Annotated in this window: 18 protein-coding genes and 1 tRNA gene; 9 read left to right on the top strand and 10 right to left on the bottom strand. The window is 60.1% G+C overall.

Going from position 1 to position 19,448, the window contains the following annotated elements; translation table 11 throughout:
- Positions 1-2: 2 nt before the first annotated feature.
- From ACIPL2_RS04920 to ACIPL2_RS04910, 3 genes are all read left to right on the top strand, one after another.
- On the top strand, positions 3-707 hold the full coding sequence (locus ACIPL2_RS04920; protein WP_401353530.1) for a haloacid dehalogenase type II: 705 nt from the start codon (positions 3-5) through the stop codon (positions 705-707).
- Between the two features lie 17 nt (positions 708-724).
- Entirely contained in the window at positions 725-1,492 is a 768-nt protein-coding gene (locus tag ACIPL2_RS04915) for an aldolase (protein WP_401353528.1), read from the top strand.
- Positions 1,493-1,714: 222 nt separating this feature from the next.
- A complete protein-coding gene (locus tag ACIPL2_RS04910) occupies positions 1,715-3,286 on the top strand; it encodes a diguanylate cyclase (protein ID WP_401353526.1) in 1,572 nt (523 codons plus the stop codon).
- A gap of 64 nt (positions 3,287-3,350) precedes the next feature.
- Here the strand turns inward: ACIPL2_RS04910 and ACIPL2_RS04905 are convergent, their stop codons facing one another.
- Positions 3,351-3,671 carry a hypothetical protein gene (locus tag ACIPL2_RS04905; protein WP_401353524.1) on the bottom strand — a complete coding sequence of 107 codons (321 nt, stop codon included), beginning with the start codon at positions 3,669-3,671 and terminating at the stop codon, positions 3,351-3,353.
- Between the two features lie 357 nt (positions 3,672-4,028).
- On the opposite strand from ACIPL2_RS04905, the gene ACIPL2_RS04900 reads away from it, so the two are divergent.
- Together ACIPL2_RS04900 and ACIPL2_RS04895 are read left to right on the top strand one after the other, a co-directional pair.
- Positions 4,029-4,823, top strand: a complete 795-nt coding sequence (locus ACIPL2_RS04900) for an exodeoxyribonuclease III (RefSeq protein WP_401353522.1) — start codon at positions 4,029-4,031, stop codon at positions 4,821-4,823.
- Positions 4,824-4,935: 112 nt separating this feature from the next.
- Positions 4,936-5,763, top strand: a complete 828-nt coding sequence (locus ACIPL2_RS04895; RefSeq protein WP_401353520.1) for an arylamine N-acetyltransferase — start codon at positions 4,936-4,938, stop codon at positions 5,761-5,763.
- A gap of 75 nt (positions 5,764-5,838) precedes the next feature.
- Here the strand turns inward: ACIPL2_RS04895 and ACIPL2_RS04890 are convergent, their stop codons facing one another.
- Both ACIPL2_RS04890 and ACIPL2_RS04885 read right to left on the bottom strand, forming a co-directional pair.
- Entirely contained in the window at positions 5,839-6,168 is a 330-nt protein-coding gene (locus tag ACIPL2_RS04890) for a BrnA antitoxin family protein (RefSeq protein ID WP_401353518.1), read from the bottom strand.
- A gap of 3 nt (positions 6,169-6,171) precedes the next feature.
- Complete coding sequence (locus ACIPL2_RS04885) at positions 6,172-6,453, bottom strand: BrnT family toxin (RefSeq protein WP_401353516.1); 282 nt, start codon at positions 6,451-6,453, stop codon at positions 6,172-6,174.
- Between the two features lie 255 nt (positions 6,454-6,708).
- Between ACIPL2_RS04885 and ACIPL2_RS04880 the strand changes: the two genes are divergently transcribed.
- Positions 6,709-8,226 carry a nucleobase:cation symporter-2 family protein gene (locus tag ACIPL2_RS04880; protein WP_401353514.1) on the top strand — a complete coding sequence of 506 codons (1,518 nt, stop codon included), beginning with the start codon at positions 6,709-6,711 and terminating at the stop codon, positions 8,224-8,226.
- Between the two features lie 44 nt (positions 8,227-8,270).
- On the opposite strand, the gene ACIPL2_RS04875 is transcribed toward ACIPL2_RS04880, so the two are convergent.
- Both ACIPL2_RS04875 and ACIPL2_RS04870 read right to left on the bottom strand, forming a co-directional pair.
- Positions 8,271-9,581 (bottom strand): MFS transporter, encoded by a 1,311-nt coding sequence (locus ACIPL2_RS04875; protein ID WP_401353512.1) that lies wholly within the window; start codon positions 9,579-9,581, stop codon positions 8,271-8,273.
- A 97-nt stretch (positions 9,582-9,678) separates the two neighbouring features.
- A complete protein-coding gene (locus tag ACIPL2_RS04870; protein ID WP_401353510.1) occupies positions 9,679-10,995 on the bottom strand; it encodes an L-fuconate dehydratase in 1,317 nt (438 codons plus the stop codon).
- Positions 10,996-11,078: 83 nt separating this feature from the next.
- Between ACIPL2_RS04870 and ACIPL2_RS04865 the strand changes: the two genes are divergently transcribed.
- Positions 11,079-12,065, top strand: coding sequence for a LysR family transcriptional regulator (locus ACIPL2_RS04865; RefSeq protein WP_401353508.1), 987 nt, complete (start codon positions 11,079-11,081; stop codon positions 12,063-12,065).
- 79 nt (positions 12,066-12,144) lie between these two features.
- On the opposite strand, the gene ACIPL2_RS04860 is transcribed toward ACIPL2_RS04865, so the two are convergent.
- A tRNA-Asn gene (locus ACIPL2_RS04860) sits at positions 12,145-12,220 on the bottom strand.
- A 224-nt stretch (positions 12,221-12,444) separates the two neighbouring features.
- Here ACIPL2_RS04860 and ACIPL2_RS04855 point away from each other — a divergent pair.
- Positions 12,445-12,675, top strand: a complete 231-nt coding sequence (locus ACIPL2_RS04855; RefSeq protein WP_010456061.1) for a hypothetical protein — start codon at positions 12,445-12,447, stop codon at positions 12,673-12,675.
- Here ACIPL2_RS04855 and ACIPL2_RS04850 read toward each other — a convergent pair.
- Positions 12,672-12,881, bottom strand: coding sequence for a hypothetical protein (locus ACIPL2_RS04850; protein ID WP_401353506.1), 210 nt, complete (start codon positions 12,879-12,881; stop codon positions 12,672-12,674). The two genes, ACIPL2_RS04855 and ACIPL2_RS04850, sit on opposite strands and share 4 nt — an antisense overlap.
- 237 nt (positions 12,882-13,118) lie before the next feature.
- Positions 13,119-14,315 carry an amino acid aminotransferase gene (locus ACIPL2_RS04845; protein WP_401353504.1) on the bottom strand — a complete coding sequence of 399 codons (1,197 nt, stop codon included), beginning with the start codon at positions 14,313-14,315 and terminating at the stop codon, positions 13,119-13,121.
- Between the two features lie 336 nt (positions 14,316-14,651).
- Here ACIPL2_RS04845 and uvrB point away from each other — a divergent pair, with 336 nt between their 5' ends.
- Entirely contained in the window at positions 14,652-16,667 is a 2,016-nt protein-coding gene (gene uvrB, locus ACIPL2_RS04840; protein ID WP_401353502.1) for an excinuclease ABC subunit UvrB, read from the top strand.
- A 135-nt stretch (positions 16,668-16,802) separates the two neighbouring features.
- On the opposite strand, the gene ACIPL2_RS04835 is transcribed toward uvrB, so the two are convergent.
- Together ACIPL2_RS04835 and ACIPL2_RS04830 are read right to left on the bottom strand one after the other, a co-directional pair.
- On the bottom strand, positions 16,803-18,353 hold the full coding sequence (locus ACIPL2_RS04835) for an MDR family MFS transporter (RefSeq protein ID WP_401353500.1): 1,551 nt from the start codon (positions 18,351-18,353) through the stop codon (positions 16,803-16,805).
- Positions 18,343-19,392 carry an HlyD family secretion protein gene (locus ACIPL2_RS04830; protein ID WP_401353498.1) on the bottom strand — a complete coding sequence of 350 codons (1,050 nt, stop codon included), beginning with the start codon at positions 19,390-19,392 and terminating at the stop codon, positions 18,343-18,345. The genes ACIPL2_RS04835 and ACIPL2_RS04830 overlap by 11 nt, the downstream gene beginning before the upstream one ends.
- Positions 19,393-19,448: the final 56 nt, after the last annotated feature.

Here is a 19,448-nt window from a genome sequence, read left to right as displayed (position 1 = left end):
ACATGACACTCAAAAACACCCCGCGCCCCGAATGGCTGACCTTCGATTGCTACGGCACGCTGATTCAGTGGGATGAAGGTTTGAAGGCGGTGACTGGCGAGATTTTGCGCGACAAGGGCGATCATTCCGTCGATGTCGAGCGCCTGATCGAGGTGTACGACCGCCATGAACATCGCCTGGAGCAGATCCCGCCGCATCGCTCGTTTCGCCAATTGAGCACACTCGGCCTCCATCTCGCCCTGGAGGAATTGGGGCTGGCCAGCGCGCCCGAAGACAGTCAGCGCCTGGCGGCGGCAATCCCGCGGATGCCGCCGTTTCCCGAGGTCATCGAAACACTCGCGCGCCTCAAGGACATGGGATTCAAATTGTGCATCGTGTCCAACACCGATGACGACATCATCGCCGGCAATGTCGCGCAACTGGGCGGGCATATCGATCGGGTTATCACGGCTCAGCAGGCCGGTGCCTACAAACCGAATCCGCGGTTGTTTGACTACGCTCATGAACAGCTCGGTGTCAGTCGCGAGCAGGTGGTGCATATCTGCGCCAGCCCGACGCTGGACCATACCGCCGCCCGGGACATGCACTTTCGCTGTGTCTGGATCGACCGCGGCACCGGTCGGAAATTGCTGCCGGATTATCAACCCGACGCGATATTGAACACGCTGGATCAAGTCGTGCCCTTGTTCACATCCCTTGGCTGGTAACACACGGAGGCATCGCCATGGCACACACCCTTGTTGGTAGTACCCGGCCCACGCGTTACGCCGATCTCAATCTGGACTCGGCCGCCGCCGTCACCGCCCGCACGGAGTTGGCGGCCTGCTTCCAACTGGCGGCGCTGCACGGTTTGGAGGAGGGCATCTGCAACCACTTCTCCGCGATGGTGCCGGGCCGGGATGATCTGTTTTTTGTGAATCCTTACGGGTATGCGTTCTCGGAAGTGACGGCGCAGAACCTGCTGGTGTGCGATTTCCACGGCAATGTCGTGGACGGCGAAGGGCTGCCGGAAGCGACCGCGTTCTATATTCACGTGCGGCTGCACAAACAATTGCCGAGGGTGAAAGTCGCGTTTCACACGCATATGCCTCACGCCACGGCGTTGTGCCTGCTGCAAGGGCCGCCGCTGTTATGGCTGGGGCAAACGGCCTTGAAGTTTTATGGCCGAACGGCGGTGGACGAGGATTACAACGGCCTGGCCCTTGATGCGTCTGAAGGCGACCGGATTGCCAGTGTCATGGGCAATGCCGACATTTTGTTTTTGAAGAACCACGGAGTGATTGTCGCCGGGCCGACCATCGCCGAAGCCTGGGATGATCTGTATTATCTGGAGCGTGCGGCGCAGGTGCAGTTGTTGGCGATGGCGACGCAACGTGAGCTCAAGCCGATTCCCCATGAGATCGCCCAGCGGGCGTACGAGCAGATGCGGCTGGGAGATGCTGAAAGTGCGCGGGCGCATTTGCAGAGTGCGATGCGGCGGTTGCCACAATAGTTTGAGATTTCTGGTGACTGGCAGGGCCTAATCGCGAGCAGGCTCGCTCCCACAGGTGACCGAGTTCTTTCTGAGAAATGCGGTCGAATGTGGGAGCGAGCCTGCTCGCGAAGCGGTATCCCTCGATCTTACCTATTTGCCCCTGATCACCCCGTAGACTAAGCTCACAAAAAATAAGGGTTTAGGGCCTTTGCCCTTGCCTTACCCTTACAGGACGAGCTTTTGCCAATCCTCCTTCACGATCCGCATAACGCTTCCGGCGTCGCTTTGAAACGGTTACCCCTGCGCAAGGCAGCGGTGTTGTTTATCGCGCTCGTGTGCCTGTGCCTGTGCGGTTTGCTTTACCTGCAACTGGAGCAATCGCGCCGGCATGATCTGGCGGAAGCGCAAGTGGCGTCGTCTAACCTGACACGGGCCATGGCGCAGCAGGCCGAAGACACTTTCACCAACGCCGACCTGGTGCTGACCAGTCTGGCGGACTGGGTCCAGGCTGACGGTTTTGGGGCGGACCAGAAGCCACGCTTGCAGAAAACCTTCGCTCGGCGGGTGCAGGCACTGAATCAATTGCACGGGATCTTTCTGTTCGATCAGAAAGGGCAGTGGGTCGTGACTTCTTTCGACGAACTGCCACGTGGCCCGGGCGTGTCTGATCGGGAGTATTTCAAGTTCCACCAGCAGAACGTTTCCTCTGTCGCGCACATCGGACCGGCGATTCGCAGCCGTAAGAATGGCGAGTGGATCATTCCGATTTCCAAACGGGTGAACGATAAAAACGGCCATTTCCAGGGCGTCTTGCTGGCCGGGATCAAGATGTCGTACTTCGATCAATTCTTCAAAAGCTTCAGCATCGATGACAACGGTTCGATGTTTGTGGCGTTGACCGACGGAACCTTGCTGGCACGCCGGCCCTTTGTGGAAGCGCAGATTGGCACATCAATGGCCAAGGGCGAGATTTTTCAGAAGCACCTGCCTCGCGCGCCCTCTGGCAACGCAATGATCAGCTCTATCGTCGATGGCGTCGTCCGGTTGCATGGCTACCGTCAGCTCGACGCCTATCCATTGGTGGTGTCGGCGGCTTCTTCCAAGGAGGCCATTCTCAAGGATTGGTACGCCACAGCGTTTCAATCCAGCGTCATCGTTGCGCTGGTCGTGCTCGGTGTCGGGTTGTTCGGTTGGGTGTTCATCCATCAGGTGCGCGTCGGCGAGCGGGTCGAGGCGGATCTGCGCCAGGCAAAAGAAGCGCTGAAGCTGATCGCGACCCATGACAGCTTGACCGGCCTGGCCAATCGCCGATTGTTCGAGCAGGCGCTGGACATCGAATTTGGCCGTGGCGCCCGACAGGCGAGTTCGCTGAGCCTGATCATGCTCGATATCGATTACTTCAAGCGCTACAACGACGCTTACGGCCACGTTGCAGGGGATCATTGCCTGGCTGAAGTGGCGCGGGCGGTGAAAGGGTGTTGTCATCGAAAAGCCGATCTGGCGGTGCGTTATGGCGGTGAGGAGTTTGCCGTGTTGTTGCCCGACACCGACCTTCACGGCGCACTGGTGATTGCCGAGCAGATCCGCCGTAGCGTCATGGACAAGAACATCACCCACAGCGGTTCGCCCACCGGTTACGTGACGGTCAGCCTCGGTTGTTATTCGTTTGTGCCGACGGGGCAGGACAGCATCGAAGTGTTCATCGAGCGTGCGGATGCCGCGTTGTACCAGGCCAAGCATTCCGGGCGAAATCGTTCGGCGGTGTTATCGATGGAGGGGGGCGTCGAGGCACTGATGCGTTCGGATCGTTGAGGTGTCTGCGCACTGGACCTGGAAAGCAGCCGACGATTTGACATCATCGGCCGCCTTTACGCGTTCAGCTGCCCGTCCCGCCACCGGCACCGCCTGTGCCACCGCCAGCGGCCCCGGTGCCGCCACCCGCGCCAGAACCGCTGCTACCGGCATTCCCGCCATTACCGCTGCTGGAAGAACCCGATCCACTACTGCCACCGCTGGAGCTGTTCCCACCGGAGGGTTCGGCCGGGGTGTTGTGATCGGGGGCCGTGGTCGAGCCGCTTTTCGCGCCCGATTGAGTGCCGGTTGCATCAGGGCTCTCACTGGATGCCGCAAAAGTGGCCAGCGACGCGGCGGACAGCAACCCTGCCAACAACAGCGAGGTGATTTTGATGTTCATCATGGTGTGTCTCCAAAGATGAGTCGTTACCTGATGTTGGTGTGAAGGACCGGGCGGTTGGTGCCGGTTGGATGACGAGTGGTTGGGGTCGACTGTCCTGGTTTATCCACAAGCTCCGGTTGCCGCCTTCGCGAGCAAATCGAATCGTCGCACCGCCGCTCCCACAGGTGACTGAGTTCCTTCAGTAAAATGCGGTCGATGTGGGAGCGGGCTTGCTCGCGAAGAGGGCCGCCCAGGCACCCCATTCATCCCGGCGAAACAATAAACGTTCGCTTACACGCTGCACATGAGGGCGCCAACGCAACCACCGAAACGCGCAGCTGTCACACCTGAATACCTCGCCATCAGGAGCGCCGGCCCATGAAGAATTTGCGAATCGCGACGTTCAACATCAACGGCATGCGCGCCCGGTTACCCAACCTGCTGGCGTGGCTGGAGCGAGAAAAACCGGACATCGCCTGTTTGCAGGAACTCAAATCAATCGACAGCGCATTCCCGGTCGCTGAGCTTGAAGCGGCGGGCTACGGCGCGATCTGGCAAGGGCAGACCTCGTGGAACGGCGTAGCCATTTTGGCCCGGGATGCGCAACCGCTGGAGAGTCGGCGCGGGCTGCCGGGGGATGACAGCGACACCCATAGCCGTTACCTCGAAGCGGCCGTGCATGGCATCGTGGTCGGCTGCCTGTACCTGCCCAATGGCAATCCACAGCCGGGGCCGAAATTCGATTACAAACTGGCCTGGTTCGAACGGTTGATCACCTATGCACAGACGCTTCAGGGCAGCGAGCATCCAGTCGTGCTGGCCGGGGACTACAACGTGGTGCCCACCGACCTGGACATCTACAACCCGCGCTCCTGGCTCAAGGATGCGTTGCTGCAACCCGAGAGCCGCGAGTGTTATCAACGGCTGCTGAACCAGGGCTGGACCGACTCCTTGCGCCATCTGTATCCGGAAGATCGGCTCTACACTTTCTGGGATTATTTTCGCCAGCACTGGCAGAAAAACTCCGGGCTGCGCATTGATCATCTGTTGCTCAACCCTGTGTTGAGTCCTTATCTGCATGAGGCCGGCGTCGATGCCTGGGTCCGTAACGAGCCGCATGCCAGCGATCACGCGCCGACCTGGATTCGGCTTGGCTCGCGAAAGCGGCGTTGATGTATCCGAAGCGTCCGATTGGCTAAATCAATTATCAGTCAGGCCGCTTTTTCCCTTATACATGGCGCCCATTGGCGGAGCGATCCGCGGCCCCATGCACAAGGACCCAGCAATGAGTGAGCCACGCCTGACAAACCGTGCGTTGTACCTGCAGCGCCTGGGCTTCGATGCGCCCCCGGCGCCGACCCTGGAAAATCTGTGCGCACTTCAGTTGCGCCACACCGGTGCGTTCCCGTTCGAAAACCTCACCACGTTGTCGGGCGAGCCGGTACACATCGACCTGCCGTCCATCGAGCAAAAAGTACTGCACGAGGGGCGCGGCGGTTACTGCTACGAACTGAACAACCTGTTCCTCGCATTGCTCCAGGAACTGGGCTACGACGCTCGCGGCATCAGTGGCCGGGTGGTCATGGGCCAACCCGAAGGTGCATGGACCGCTCGTACGCATCGCTTGAGCCTGGTCATCCTGGACGGCGTGCGCTACATCACCGACGTCGGCTTCGGCGGCATGGTGCCGACCGCGCCGCTGTTGCTCGACACCGCGGCGGAACAGCTCACACCGCATGAACCCTACCGCATCGAACAGCACGAGGATGGCTACACCCTGCGCGCCAAAGTCGCCGACGAATGGAAGGCGATGTACATCTTCGATCTGCAACGCCAGGAAGACATCGATTATGCCGTCGGCAACTGGTACGTCTCGACCTGGCCCGAGTCGTCCTTCACCCGGCAGTTAATGGTCGCGCGCACCGGCGAGGGCTGGCGGCGCACGCTGAACAACGGCAGTTTCGCGATTCATCACATCGGCAGCGAAAGCGAGCGACGGCAGGTGGCGAATGTGGATGAGTTGATTGGATTGCTGCAAAGCGAATTCGGCATTCGGGTGCCGGAGCATGCGCAGTTGAAGTGGGTGCTTGAGCGGCTGATCGAGCCCGCGTAGGAAGCCATGAGGCGCCACGAAAAAGGGGCTCGATGCGCAACGATGCGGCCTCGCTCAAACTGCCTGGATTGTTGCCTAGGGCCGGGCATCGGGTTCCATCACGCGATGGATTTCATTGAGCGCCTCTGACAATTTCTTCTCCAGGCTTTTCAGCTCGGACGTCGACAGTCCTTTTTTGAGATGCCCGGTAGTGGCGGCAGGCTCCCCGGTTTTGCCCTTGCTGCTGAGCAAGACCTGACGCAACGTGTTGTTGATCACCGTCTGGTAGCCAAACCCTTCGCTCTCGGCCCGAGCCCGGGCCGCCTCAATGACGGCATCATCGAGCATGATGGTGATGCGGGTTTTGCCTTTGGTTGGGGCAACCGCTCCACGCTTGGCATTGCTGAAGTCGTATTCGTCTTTCATCGGTCAACCCTCCATGTAGTGGCGACGCTCGTTTCGGGTAGCGATGCGCGCGGAAATGATTCGAACGAAATTCGGATCGCGATAGGTGTACGCAACGACCAATAAACGACCTTTGGCATCCAGCCCCATGATGAGCCATCGCTGCTCGTCATGATGATCGTCCTGCAATGTCAGGGCTCGTTCGTCATAAAACACCGACTCAGTCTCTGCGAGGCTCACACCCTGATGCTTTAATTTGTTGGCTGCGTTTTTTGCCTTGTGATACTGAATTTCGAATGGCTTCATTATGCATACTTTATATGTATAAAAAAGAGGGCGTCCGTACCGGTGGTCGCCAGGAACTCAAAGGCTAGTCGCTGCAGGGCAAAGACTGACGGGGGATGTATTGCGAGAATTTTTCTTGAGGGGAAGGCGCGTGGACAGCGGGGCGCGTGGCCATGTGTCCATAATGTGACCGACAAGTTGTATACAACTCTATAGACATTTGTCCTGAGTCTTGCATACAGTGTGCGCATAACAAAAACCAGGGAACCCCCTAACATGAAAACGCCCCATGTTTCACACCAACGGCCTGAGGATGAAAATCTCGGGGTCGGCGCGAATATGGCTTACGGCCTGCAACATGTTCTGACCATGTACGGCGGCATCGTCGCGGTGCCTTTGATCATTGGTCAGGCTGCCGGGCTGTCGCCGGCGGACATCGGTTTGTTGATTGCTGCTTCATTGTTTGCAGGGGGATTGGCCACGTTGCTGCAAACCCTGGGTTTACCGTTTTTCGGTTGTCAGTTGCCGCTGGTGCAGGGGGTGTCGTTCTCCGGCGTCGCGACCATGGTGGCGATTGTCAGCAGTGGCGGTGAGGGTGGGTTCCAGTCGATTCTGGGGGCGGTGATTGCCGCGTCCCTGATTGGTTTGCTGATCACGCCGGTGTTCTCGCGAATCACCAAGTTCTTCCCGCCGCTGGTCACGGGCATCGTGATCACCACCATCGGCCTGACGCTGATGCCGGTGGCCGCGCGCTGGGCCATGGGCGGCAACAGTCACGCGCCGGACTTCGGCAGCATGGCCAACATTGGTCTGGCAGCGGTGACGCTGGTGCTGGTGTTGCTGCTGAGCAAAATCGGCAGCGCGACCATCTCGCGTTTGTCGATCCTGCTGGCAATGGTCATCGGTACGGTGATCGCGGTGTTCCTCGGCATGGCGGACTTTTCGTCTGTCACCCAAGGCCCGATGTTCGGCTTCCCGACACCGTTCCACTTCGGCATGCCGACCTTCCACTTCGCCGCGATCCTGTCGATGTGCATCGTGGTCATGGTGACCCTGGTGGAAACCTCGGCAGACATCCTGGCGGTCGGTGAAATCATCGGCACCAAGGTGGACTCCAAGCGCCTGGGCAACGGCCTGCGTGCCGACATGCTGTCGAGCATGATCGCGCCGATCTTCGGCTCCTTCACCCAAAGCGCCTTCGCCCAGAACGTCGGGCTGGTGGCGGTGACGGGTATCAAGAGTCGTTTCGTGGTGGCGACTGGCGGTTTGTTTCTGGTGATCCTCGGCCTGCTGCCGTTCATGGGCCGGGTCATCGCTGCTGTGCCAACGTCGGTACTCGGCGGCGCCGGGATCGTGCTGTTCGGCACCGTGGCGGCCAGCGGTATTCGTACGCTGTCCAAGGTCGACTATCGCAACAACGTCAACCTGATCATTGTCGCCACCTCCATTGGTTTCGGCATGATCCCGATCGCCGCGCCGAACTTCTACGACCACTTCCCAAGCTGGTTCGCGACGATCTTCCACTCGGGCATCAGTTCGTCGGCGATCATGGCCATCGTGCTCAACCTGACCTTCAACCACCTCACCGCCGGTAACTCCGATCAGCAGTCGGTGTTCGCAGCGGGTACTGAGCGGGTCCTGCGTTACCAGGACCTGGCCGCGTTGCGCGAAGGCGATTACTTCAGCGACGGCAAACTGCATGACTGCGACGGCAAGGAGATTCCGGTGGTGGAAGTAGCTCATGCATCGGACGAGCACCACCCCAGCCATGCAAAAAGCAGTGAGCATGTCTGACGGCGGTGCCCGTCAAGTAAGCCAATAACAGAACCGCCGTCTTTTCAGACGGCGGTTTTTTCTTGGCCCTGACGCAAGCGAGTGCTGACCAGTGCGGCAAAGATCAGCAATCCGGCGATCACCAGCAAGCCATTGCGCGTGCTGCCGGTGGCCTGTTCGATCAAACCCATCACCGACGGGCCGACGAAACCACCCAATAAACCGCAGGTGGTGACGAACGCCAGGCCACCCGCCAAGGCAGTTCCGCTCAAGCGGCTGGAGGGGAAGACAAAGATGATCGACTGCACGACGAACAGCATCAGCGCCGTCAGCGAAAAGCCGATCAGGCCGATGTATGAATTGGAAAACGAGGCCAGCAGCAAACCGGCAGACATGGTCAGCAGGCCGAAGAATAGAATCCGTCGGCAGCGCTGCGGTGAGGTGGCCAGGCGCGGAAAAGTCGCGGCACCGATCGCGGCGGCAATCCACGGCACGGACGTCAACAGGCCGATTTGCAGCGGTGACAACGCACCGTAAGTGCCGATGATGCCGGGCAGGAAGAAGATCACGGTGTAGATGGTGATCTGATGCACGAAGTAGACGACGATCGCCAGCCAGATTTGTTTATCGCGCAGCATCTGGCTGAGGCGGGTTTGTTGTGGGGCGTCTTCGCTCTCGGCGTTCAAGCGTTCTTCGATGTTCCGGGCGTCGGATGCGGAAAGCCAGGTCGCGGAGGAGGGGCCATCGGGCAGTTTCTTCCACACCACATAGGCCAGCGCCACGGCGGGCAGACCTTCCAGTACGAACAACCACTGCCAGCCATGCCAGCCGAGCCAGCCATCGAGCTGCAACAGTGCGCCGCCGAGCGGGCCGCTGAGAATATTGGCCACGCAGACACCGAGCAGAAAATACCCGGTGGCGCGGGCGCGTTGTTCGCGGTTGAACCAGTAGGTCAGGTACAGCATGACGCCCGGAAACAGGCCCGCTTCGGCGATGCCCAGCAACAGGCGCATGACATAGAACGAGGTTTCACCCTGGACGAACACCATGCCCGCCGAGAGCAGGCCCCAGGTGATCATGATGCGAGTGATCCAGAATCGCGCGCCGACCTTTTGCATGATCAGGTTGCTGGGCACTTCGAACAGCGCGTAGGTCAGGAAAAACAACCCGGCGCCCAGGCCATACGCCGCAGCGGACAGCCCGAGGTCAATGCCCATGCTGGCCTTGGCCAGGGCAATGTTGGTGCGGTCGAGAAAGCTCATGACATAGACCACGACCAGCAGCGGCATCAATTTGCGCAACAGCAGGTTGGTCAGGCGTTGTTCGTTGCAGGCAGCCGGGGCCTGGGCAGCCGCGAGGGTGCTTAGGATTGTCATTTTTATAGTCCTGATGTGGGCAGGTGCGCATGTCGTGGCGCCCGGTACAAAGGGGCGCCACTGTGCCGTTGCGCGAACGGAAGGTGCTGCTTAGCGGTCAGGATTGGGCAAGATCAATCCACACCGGGCCGTTGGGATACTGGTAGCGTTCCAGGGTTTCGGCGGTCATTTCGATGCTGTAGCCGGGGCGTTGCGGCGGCATGTAGCGGCCGTTGCGAATCACCACCGGTTCGAGGAAGTGTTCGTGCAGGTGATCGACGTATTCCAGCACGCGGTTCTGCAGCGAGCCGGACACGGCGATGTAATCGAACAGCGAGATGTTCTGCACGTATTCGCACAAACCGACACCGCCGCCATGCGGGCACACCGGCACGTCAAATTTAGCGGCCATCAGCAACACGATCAGCACTTCGTTGAGACCGCCCAGGCGTGCGGCGTCCAGTTGGCAGAAGTCGAGCGCCTGGGCCTGGAACATCTGCTTGAACATCACCCGGTTATGGCAATGCTCGCCGGTGGCGACGCCAATCGGTGCGATGCGCTGGCGGATGGTCGCGTGGCCGAGGATGTCGTCCGGGCTGGTCGGCTCTTCGATCCACCAGGGATCGAACGCGGCCAGTCGACGCATGTTTGCTACCGATTCATCGACGCTCCAGACCTGGTTGGCGTCCATCATCAGGGTGCGTTCCCAGCCGATTTCTTCGCGCAGGATCGCGGCGCGACGCATGTCTTCTTCCAGGTTGGCGCCGATTTTCTGTTTGAAGTGGGTCCAGCCATCGGCCACTGCCTCGCGGGCCAGTCGGCGCATTTTCTCTTCCGAGTAACCCAGCCAGCCCGGCGCAGTGGTGTAGCCGGGATAGCCTTCGCGCAGCATCTGCGCTTCACGCTTGGCTTTGCCGGGGGCCTGACGACGGAGCAGGGCGATGGCTTCCTCGGGGGTGATGGCGTCGGTCACATAGCTGAAGTCGAGGCAGGCGACCAGTTGTTCGGGTGTCATGTCCGCTAGCAGTTTCCACACCGGTTTTGCTTCGGTCTTGGCCCACAGGTCCCACACGGCGTTGACGATGGCGGCGGTGGCCAGGTGAATCACGCCCTTTTCCGGACCCAGCCAGCGCAGTTGGCTGTCACCCACGGTGATGGTGTGCCAGAAGCGGCCCATGTCGGCGGTGATCTCTTCCAGGGTCAAGCCGACGATCAATGGCGCCAGCGATTGCACGGCGGCGACGCAGATTTCATTGCCGCGGCCGATGGTGAAGGTCAGACCGTGACCCTCCAAACCCTCTGCCGAATCGGTGTGCAAGACCACGTAGGACGCCGAATAGTCGGGCGCGCTGTTCATCGCGTCAGAGCCGTCGAGTGACCGGGAAGTAGGGAAACGAATGTCGCGAACGCTCAGGTGGGTGATTCGAATACTCATGGTGAACTCTTTTTATAGGTGACCACTTGGGAGCTCGACTGTAGGGTGGTCGGCGATATAGGCATAATCGTTGATTCGTATAGATGGATACTGAAATTGATATGTCAGAGCAGTCGAAAGTCCCCATGCTCGCCAGCCCGGCGCCGGCGAAAACCTTCAGCCCGCTGAAGATTTCCAGTCGCCAGATTGCCCTGCTCAATGCCTTGGGCGAGTTCCGCAATCTGCGCCGCGCAGCGGCGGCGATGCACACCACGCAGCCGGCCGCGAGCCTGTTACTGCAGCAGTTGGAAGAACGCCTCGGCGCCAAGCTGTTCGAGCGCCTGCCGCGAGGCATGGAGCCGACGCTGTATGGCGAAGTGATGATTCATTACGCCCACGGCGCGATTCATGAGTTCGAGCACGCCGAAGCGCAGTTGGCGGAACTGGCGCGCGGTGCTTCGGGGTTGGTGCGCATCGGCACGGTGATGGGCCCGGTGCCGACCTTGTTGACCCGGGGCGTGCTGGCATTCAAGGCGGATAACCCCAAGGTGCGCATCTGCATCGAAGTCGGGACCAGCGACACGCTGCTGCCGGCGCTGATTCGCGGCGATTTTGATGTGGTGCTGGGGCGGCTCCCGGACCAGATCGACGGTCAGGGACTGGATATTCAACTGTTCGAAAAGGGCGAGCAGATGCGCGTCATTGCGCGGCCCGGACACGCACTGGCCACGGCCGCAAAACTGAGCCTGGCCGACCTGGTGACACAGACCTGGATTCTGCACCCGATCGGCAGCCCGATGCGTCGTCACGTCGAAAGCGCACTGAAAGCCGGGGGCATGGTGCAGACCCTGGACATCGTCGAAACGGCGTCGATTCTGGCCACCACTTCGATGATTGAAGCGTCGGACATGATCGCCGTGGTACCCAATGACGTCGCCGAGCACTACCTGCGGTACGGCATGGTGGCGATCCTGGCGGTCGAGTTGCCCATCTCTATGGTCAACATCGGCTTGCTGACGCGCCAGTCGCGGCCACTGTCGCCGGCCGTCAGCAAACTGCTGGGTTATCTCAATGAGTATGGGAAGGGCTAACCCGGAACGCCAAAACGAAAAAACCCGCCAGAAGGCGGGTTTTTCGAGTGGTTCAGAGAGATTTCTCTGGACCCTTGTATGGCTCCACGACCTGGACTCGAACCAGGGACCCAGTGATTAACAGTCACTTGCTCTACCAACTGAGCTATCGCGGAATGGCGTGTATGTTACTGATTCAAAAAGAGAAGTCAAGCATCTGTTAGCAAACTGGCGGATTCATCGGGACAGACGGTGGTTTATCGGCGATTGGCGGTTACCAGAATCGCCCCAGAGGTCTACCATAGCCGCCCGGAAGTGGTTACACGCGCTGCCGGCCATTCGCCGAAAAGGTACGCGTCATGAATCATCCAACTCTCTCACCTCGTCACGAGGTGTTCGCATGAGCATCGCTCAGATCAGTCTGCCCAAAGGTGTCGGCCCGCATGCCGAGAAGCTGTTCGATGCCATCACTCAAGCCAGCACCGCTGACGACTTGAACCGCGCCGGTGGCAAGGCCGAAGGTTTTGTCCTGGGCCTGGAAAGCGCCAAGGCGATCAAAAGCCAGGTCGCCGAATCGCTTTACGTCGCCTATGACGACGCGGCCAGCCAGCGCGCAACCGAACTGGCTTAACCGCCGAAAGTAAACGTGCCGAGCATCAGTTTGGCGTACAGCATCGTCGCGGCCAGCTGCACCAGCCACAGGGCCAGGCCGCCGAGAAAGACGCCAGCCGCCACTTGCATCACCAGGTTATTACCGCGTTTGGCCGGGGTGCGTGGCACGAAGTCATTCAGGTCGTCCAGGTCATCGCGCTCAGCGCGCAGGTCATCGTTTTTCATGTCAGCTCTCGTAAGAAATCTCGGGTGTACACAAAACCTGTGGGAGCGGGCTTGCTCGCGAAGACGGCGGCACATCCAGCATTAAACGTGACCGACAGACCGCATTCGCGAGCAAGCCCGCTCCCACATTTGTTATGTGTGCAGTCTAGAGCCCTCGGTCGTTGCTTTGAGAATTATCTGTGACAAATAAGAAACGGGAAGCCCAAGGGCTTCCCGTTTTTCGTATCAAGCGACGACTCAGATCACCGCAACGATGGCCTTGGTCACGACGTCGATGTTGCTCTGGTTCAGCGCGGCCACGCAGATGCGGCCGGTGTCCAGGGCGTAGATGCCGAACTCGCTGCGCAGACGGGTCACTTGCTCAACCGTCAGGCCGGAGTAGGAGAACATGCCGCGCTGGCGACCGACGAAGCTGAAGTCGCGCTGTGGCGCTTGCTTCGCCAGTTGCTCAACCATCTGGATACGCATGCCACGAATCCGCAGGCGCATTTCTGCCAGTTCTTCTTCCCACTGAGCGCGCAGTTCCGGGCTGTTCAGCACGGCAGCGACGATGCTTGCACCGTGGGTCGGCGGGTTGGAGTAGTTGGTGCGGATCACGCGTTTGACTTGCGACAGCACTCGCGCGCTTTCTTCTTTCGACTCGCTGACGATCGACAGGGCGCCAACGCGCTCGCCGTACAACGAGAAGGATTTGGAGAACGAGCTGGACACGAAGAACGTCAGGCCCGATTCAGCGAACAGGCGCACGGCGGCGGCGTCTTCGTCGATGCCATCGCCAAAGCCCTGGTAGGCCATGTCGAGGAACGGCACGTGACCTTTGGCTTTGACCACGTCCAGCACGTTGTTCCAGTCTGCCGGGCTCAAGTCCACGCCGGTTGGGTTGTGGCAGCACGCGTGCAGCACAACGATCGAGCCGGACGGCAGGGCGTTGAGGTCTTCGAGCAGGCCGGTACGGTTAACGTCGTGGGTCGCGGCGTCGTAGTAGCGATAGTTCTGCACCGGGAAACCGGCGGTTTCGAACAGCGCACGGTGGTTTTCCCAGCTTGGGTCGCTGATCGCGACGACGGCGTTCGGCAGCAGTTGCTTGAGGAAGTCGGCACCGATTTTCAGTGCGCCAGTGCCGCCCACGGCCTGGGTTGTGATCACCCGGCCAGCAGCGATCAATGGCGAGTCATTGCCGAACAGCAGTTTCTGCACAGCCTGGTCGTAGGCAGCGATGCCGTCGATGGGCAAGTAGCCACGGGACGCGTGTTGAGCGACGCGAATCGTCTCGGCTTCGACAACGGCGCGCAGGAGTGGAATTCGCCCCTCCTCGTTGCAGTAAACACCGACCCCCAGGTTGACCTTGTTGGTACGGGTATCGGCGTTGAATGCTTCGTTGAGGCCCAGGATTGGATCGCGTGGTGCCATTTCGACAGCGGAGAACAGGCTCATTTTTGCGGCGGCTCTGAATGGGGAGTGGAGGGACGTGTCGCGCTCCAGCCGAATGCACTAGAGCGGTGCACAAACGGGGAGCTAGTATAGAGGCCATCTGCGATTGATGGCGACAGAGGATTCGGCTTTTACGGTAAGTTTTTTCGATTATTTTTCGACCGTTAGTCGAATGGCTGCGTCAAAGACTGCAAGGGATGTAGGACGTTTGCCTTGAAAGCGCGGGCAATCGGCTCCACATTGAGCACAATCCAGTTTTTTCCTCGGGCGACGTGAGTCGTTTGCGGCCTATCTCGTTGCTGCCGGTTTGACCGCGCTGGCGCGATACCAGAGGTATACATGTCTGAATTCCAGCTAGTCACCCGCTTCGAGCCCGCCGGCGATCAGCCGGAAGCCATCCGCCTGATGGTCGAGGGCATCGAAGCCGGGCTGGCGCACCAGACGTTGCTGGGTGTCACCGGCTCGGGCAAGACCTTCAGCATCGCCAACGTGATCGCCCAGGTGCAGCGTCCGACCCTGGTGCTGGCGCCGAACAAAACCCTGGCCGCGCAGTTGTACGGCGAATTCAAGGCGTTCTTTCCGAACAACGCCGTCGAATACTTCGTGTCCTACTACGACTACTACCAGCCCGAAGCGTATGTGCCGTCCTCGGACACCTTCATCGAGAAAGATGCCTCGATCAACGACCACATCGAGCAGATGCGACTGTCGGCGACCAAGGCGTTGCTGGAGCGCAAGGACGCGATCATCGTCACCACGGTGTCGTGCATCTACGGCTTGGGCAGCCCGGAAACCTATCTGAAGATGGTCTTGCACGTGGATCGCGGCGACAAGCTCGATCAGCGCGCATTGCTGCGTCGCCTGGCGGACCTGCAATACACCCGCAACGACATGGAATTCGCCCGTGCGACGTTCCGGGTGCGCGGCGATGTGATTGATATCCACCCGGCGGAATCCGATTTCGAAGCGATCCGCATCGAGCTGTTTGATGACGAGGTCGAGAGCCTGTCCGCCTTCGATCCGCTGACCGGCGAAGTGATTCGCAAGCTGCCGCGCTTCACCTTCTATCCGAAAAGCCACTACGTGACGCCACGGGAAACCCTGCTGGGCGCCGTCGAAGGGATCAAGGTCGAGTTGCAGGAGCGCCTGGATTACTTGCGCACCAACAACAAACTGGTTGAGGCCCAACGGCTGGAGCAACGCACCCGTTTTGACCTGGAGATGATCCTCGAACTGGGTTACTGCAACGGCATCGAAAACTACTCGCGCTACCTCTCGGGCCGTGAATCTGGCCAGGCGCCACCGACGTTGTTCGATTACCTGCCGGCCGACGCCTTGTTGGTGATCGACGAATCCCACGTCAGCGTGCCGCAGGTCGGCGCCATGTATAAGGGCGACCGCTCGCGTAAAGAGACGCTGGTGGAATACGGTTTCCGCCTGCCGTCGGCGCTGGATAACCGGCCGATGCGTTTCGACGAGTTCGAAAACATCAGCCCGCAGACGATTTTTGTCTCGGCCACGCCGGGCAATTACGAAGCGGAACACGCCGGTCGCGTGGTCGAGCAACTGGTGCGTCCGACCGGCCTGGTGGATCCGCAAATCGAAATCCGTCCGGCGCTGACCCAGGTCGACGATCTGCTCTCGGAAATCGGCAAGCGTGTCGCGCTGGAAGAGCGGGTGCTGGTGACCACGCTGACCAAACGCATGTCCGAAGACTTGACCGATTACCTGGCCGACCACGGCGTGCGCGTGCGCTATTTGCACTCGGACATCGACACCGTCGAGCGGGTCGAAATCATCCGCGATTTGCGCCTCGGCACCTTCGATGTGCTGGTGGGGATCAACCTGCTGCGTGAAGGCCTGGACATGCCGGAAGTGTCGCTGGTGGCGATTCTCGATGCGGACAAGGAAGGCTTCTTGCGTTCCGAACGCTCGCTGATCCAGACCATCGGCCGTGCAGCACGTAACCTCAACGGCCGGGCGATTCTGTATGCGGATCGCATCACCGGTTCGATGGAGCGGGCGATTGGTGAAACCGAGCGTCGGCGCGACAAGCAGATCGCCTTTAACCTGGCCAATGGCATCACACCGAAGGGCGTGTTCAAGGATGTGGCCGACATCATGGAAGGCGCGACTGTGCCGGGTTCGCGCAGCAAGAAGCGCAAAGGCATGGCCAAGGCCGCCGAGGAAAGCGCCAAGTACGAAGCCGAATTGCGCTCGCCGGGAGAAGTCGCCAAGCGCATTAAAGCCCTGGAAGAGAAGATGTACGCGTTGGCGCGGGATCTGGAATTTGAGGCGGCGGCGCAGATGCGTGATGAGATTACTAAGTTGCGGGATCGGTTGATCACTGTCTAAGGTTTGCGGCGCCTGTTATGGCCTCTTCGCGAGCAAGCCCGCTCCCACATTCGATCGAGTTGTCCGGCCGGACGCGGTCAAATGTGGGAGCGGGCTTGCTCGCGAAGGCGCCCGAAAGAGCACCGCTGCAGGTTGCTAGTGCGCTTCCCCAGCCTTGAGCCCCGCCGGCAATTTCTTGGTCAGCAACACCGCCACCATGCTGATCCCCAGCGCAATCCCGACAAAGTGAAACGCATCGTTGTACGCCATGATCGACGCCTGCTGATGCGCGATCTCACTGAGCTTGCCCAGCGCCGCCGTCTCACTGCCAAACCGATCCGTCAACGACGCCATCCGCTCCGCGACCTGCGGGTTGGTCGGCACAATCGCTTCGCGCAAATAATCGAAATAGGTCTTGGTCCGCGCATCCAGTAACGTGGCGAGGAGGGCGATGCCAATCGCGCCGCCGAGGTTGCGCAGGATGTTGAACAGGCTCGACGCCGACCCCGCATCCTGCGGCAGGATGTACGCGGTGGCGATCAGCGAAATGGTCACCATGATCAACGGTTGGCCCAGCGCCCGGATGATCTGGATCTGATTGAACTGCGGCCCGGCAAAGTCCGGATTCAGCACCCCCGATGAAAAACTCGCCAACCCGAACAGCCCGAAACCCAGGGTGCACAGCCATTTTGGCGAGATGACTTTCATCAGTTTCGGCACCAGCGGAATCAGGAACAGCTGCGGCACGCCCATCCACATGATCACTTCGCCGATCTGCAGGGCGTTGTAGTTCTGGATCTGCGCCAGGTACAGCGGCAACAGGTAGATCGAACCGTACAGCCCGACCCCCATGCCGACACTGGAAATACTCGATAAACCGAAGTTGCGATTACGCAGGATCCCGAGGTTGATCAGTGGATTGGGCTTGGAGGTCTGCACGATGACAAAGGTGATCAGGCTCACCAGCGCGATGCTGCCCAGGGTCACGATCAGGTTCGATTCCAGCCAGTCCTTGCGATGACCTTCTTCCAGAAACACCTGCAAGCAACCGAGCCCGACGCCCAGGGTGAGAATCCCCATGTAGTCGGTGCTTTTGAGCAATTCCCAGTGCGCTTCTTTCTTTTCCAGGCCGTACATCAGGCCGGCGATCATGATCAGGCCGGGCGGTACGTTGATGTAGAAGATGTATTCCCAGCCCCAGTTTTCCGTCAGCCAGCCGCCGAGGGTCGGGCCGATGGAGGGCGCGAACGTCGCAGTCATCGCGAACATGGCCATGCCTTTGGCACGGTGATGTTCAGGGAGTTTGATCAGCGTGAGGGTGAATGCCAGTGGAATCAGCGCGCCGCCGGTGAAGCCTTGCAAGGCGCGGAAGACGATCATGCTCTCCAGGCTCCACGCCATGGAGCAGAGCAGGGACGCGGCGAGAAAGCCGAGCGAGACCCACACGGCTAAACGGCGCGCCGAGAGCAGCTGCACCAGCCACGCAGTCAGCGGGATCATGATGATTTCCGCCACCAGGTACGAGGTGGAAATCCACGAGCCTTCTTCCAGGGTGGCCGACAGCGCGCCCTGAATGTCCTTGAGTGAGGAGTTGGTGATCTGGATGTCGAGCACCGCCATGAAGGCGCCCAGCATGACACTCATTACCGCAATCCAGTCCCGCCGGGTCGGTTCGCCGACCGGACGGAGCAGTTGATCACCGGCCATCGTCAGGGGCGTCTTTGATGTTCACTTTGGCGGTGACCGACATGCCCGGACGGATCTTGCCGTGCAGCGGATTGTCCGCGGCGAAGGTCAGTTTGACCGGGATCCGTTGCACGACTTTGGTGAAGTTGCCGGTGGCGTTGTCTGGCGGCAACAGACTGAACTGCGCGCCCGAGGCGGCGAACAGGCTGTCGACTCGCGCGTTGATCGGCGTGTCGCTGTAGGCGTCGAAGGTCAGCTCGGCTTTCTGGCCGGGCTGCATGTGGCCGATCTGGGTTTCCTTGAAATTGGCCTGAATCCAGATGTCCTGGTCCGGGACGATCGACATCAGGTAAGCGCCGGCCTGCACGTATTGGCCTTCGCGGGCGGCGCGCTGGCCGATCAGGCCGCTGATCGGCGCGTGGATTTCGCTGCGAGTCAGGTTCAGTTCGGCCTGGGCCAGGTCGGTTTTGGCGTTGGCGATCATGGCGTCGAGGCGCTTGATTTCAGCGCTCAGCGAGTTGACTTGCTGGCGCTGACTTTGCGCATCCGCCTGGGCCTTGGTCACTTGCGAACGGGCGATGTGGTTATCGGCGGAGAGGGTGGTGACGCGCTCTTCCGAGACGTAACCGGGCTTGCGCAGGGTTTGCGCGCGGGACAAGTCGATCTGCGAGCGGCCGAGGCTGGCCTGGCTGGACGCAACTTGCGCGTCGCTGGCGGCGATCAGGCTGGCTTGCTGGGTGAGTTTGCTCTGGGCTTGCAGGCGTTCGGCCTGGCGGGTGGCAAGGGTGGCGTTGGCGCGGTCGACGGCGAGGTGGAAATCATCGCCTTCAAGCTTGATCAGCAACTGGCCTTTCTCGACGTGCTGGTTGTCCTGCACCAACACCTGCTCAATGCGTGCGCCTAATTGGCTGGAGACGCGGGTGATCTCGCCCTGGACATAAGCGTTGTCGGTGCTTTCGTAAAACCGTCCCTTGAAGAACCACTGGGCAAAAAAGGCCCCGGCAATCAGCAGGACGATCAACAGGAAAATGAACAGGCGACGCTTGAGTTGGGCAGGCATGGGGCAGACTGTAGTCGAGAAATTGTAAGGGAAGTTATCAGCAGCCAAATCTGGCA

This window comes from Pseudomonas sp. NPDC086251, from assembly GCF_044746405.1.
Classification (GTDB): domain Bacteria; phylum Pseudomonadota; class Gammaproteobacteria; order Pseudomonadales; family Pseudomonadaceae; genus Aquipseudomonas.
Note: the sequence above shows the minus strand (reverse complement) of the source record. Positions and strands in the feature narration are given on the sequence as shown.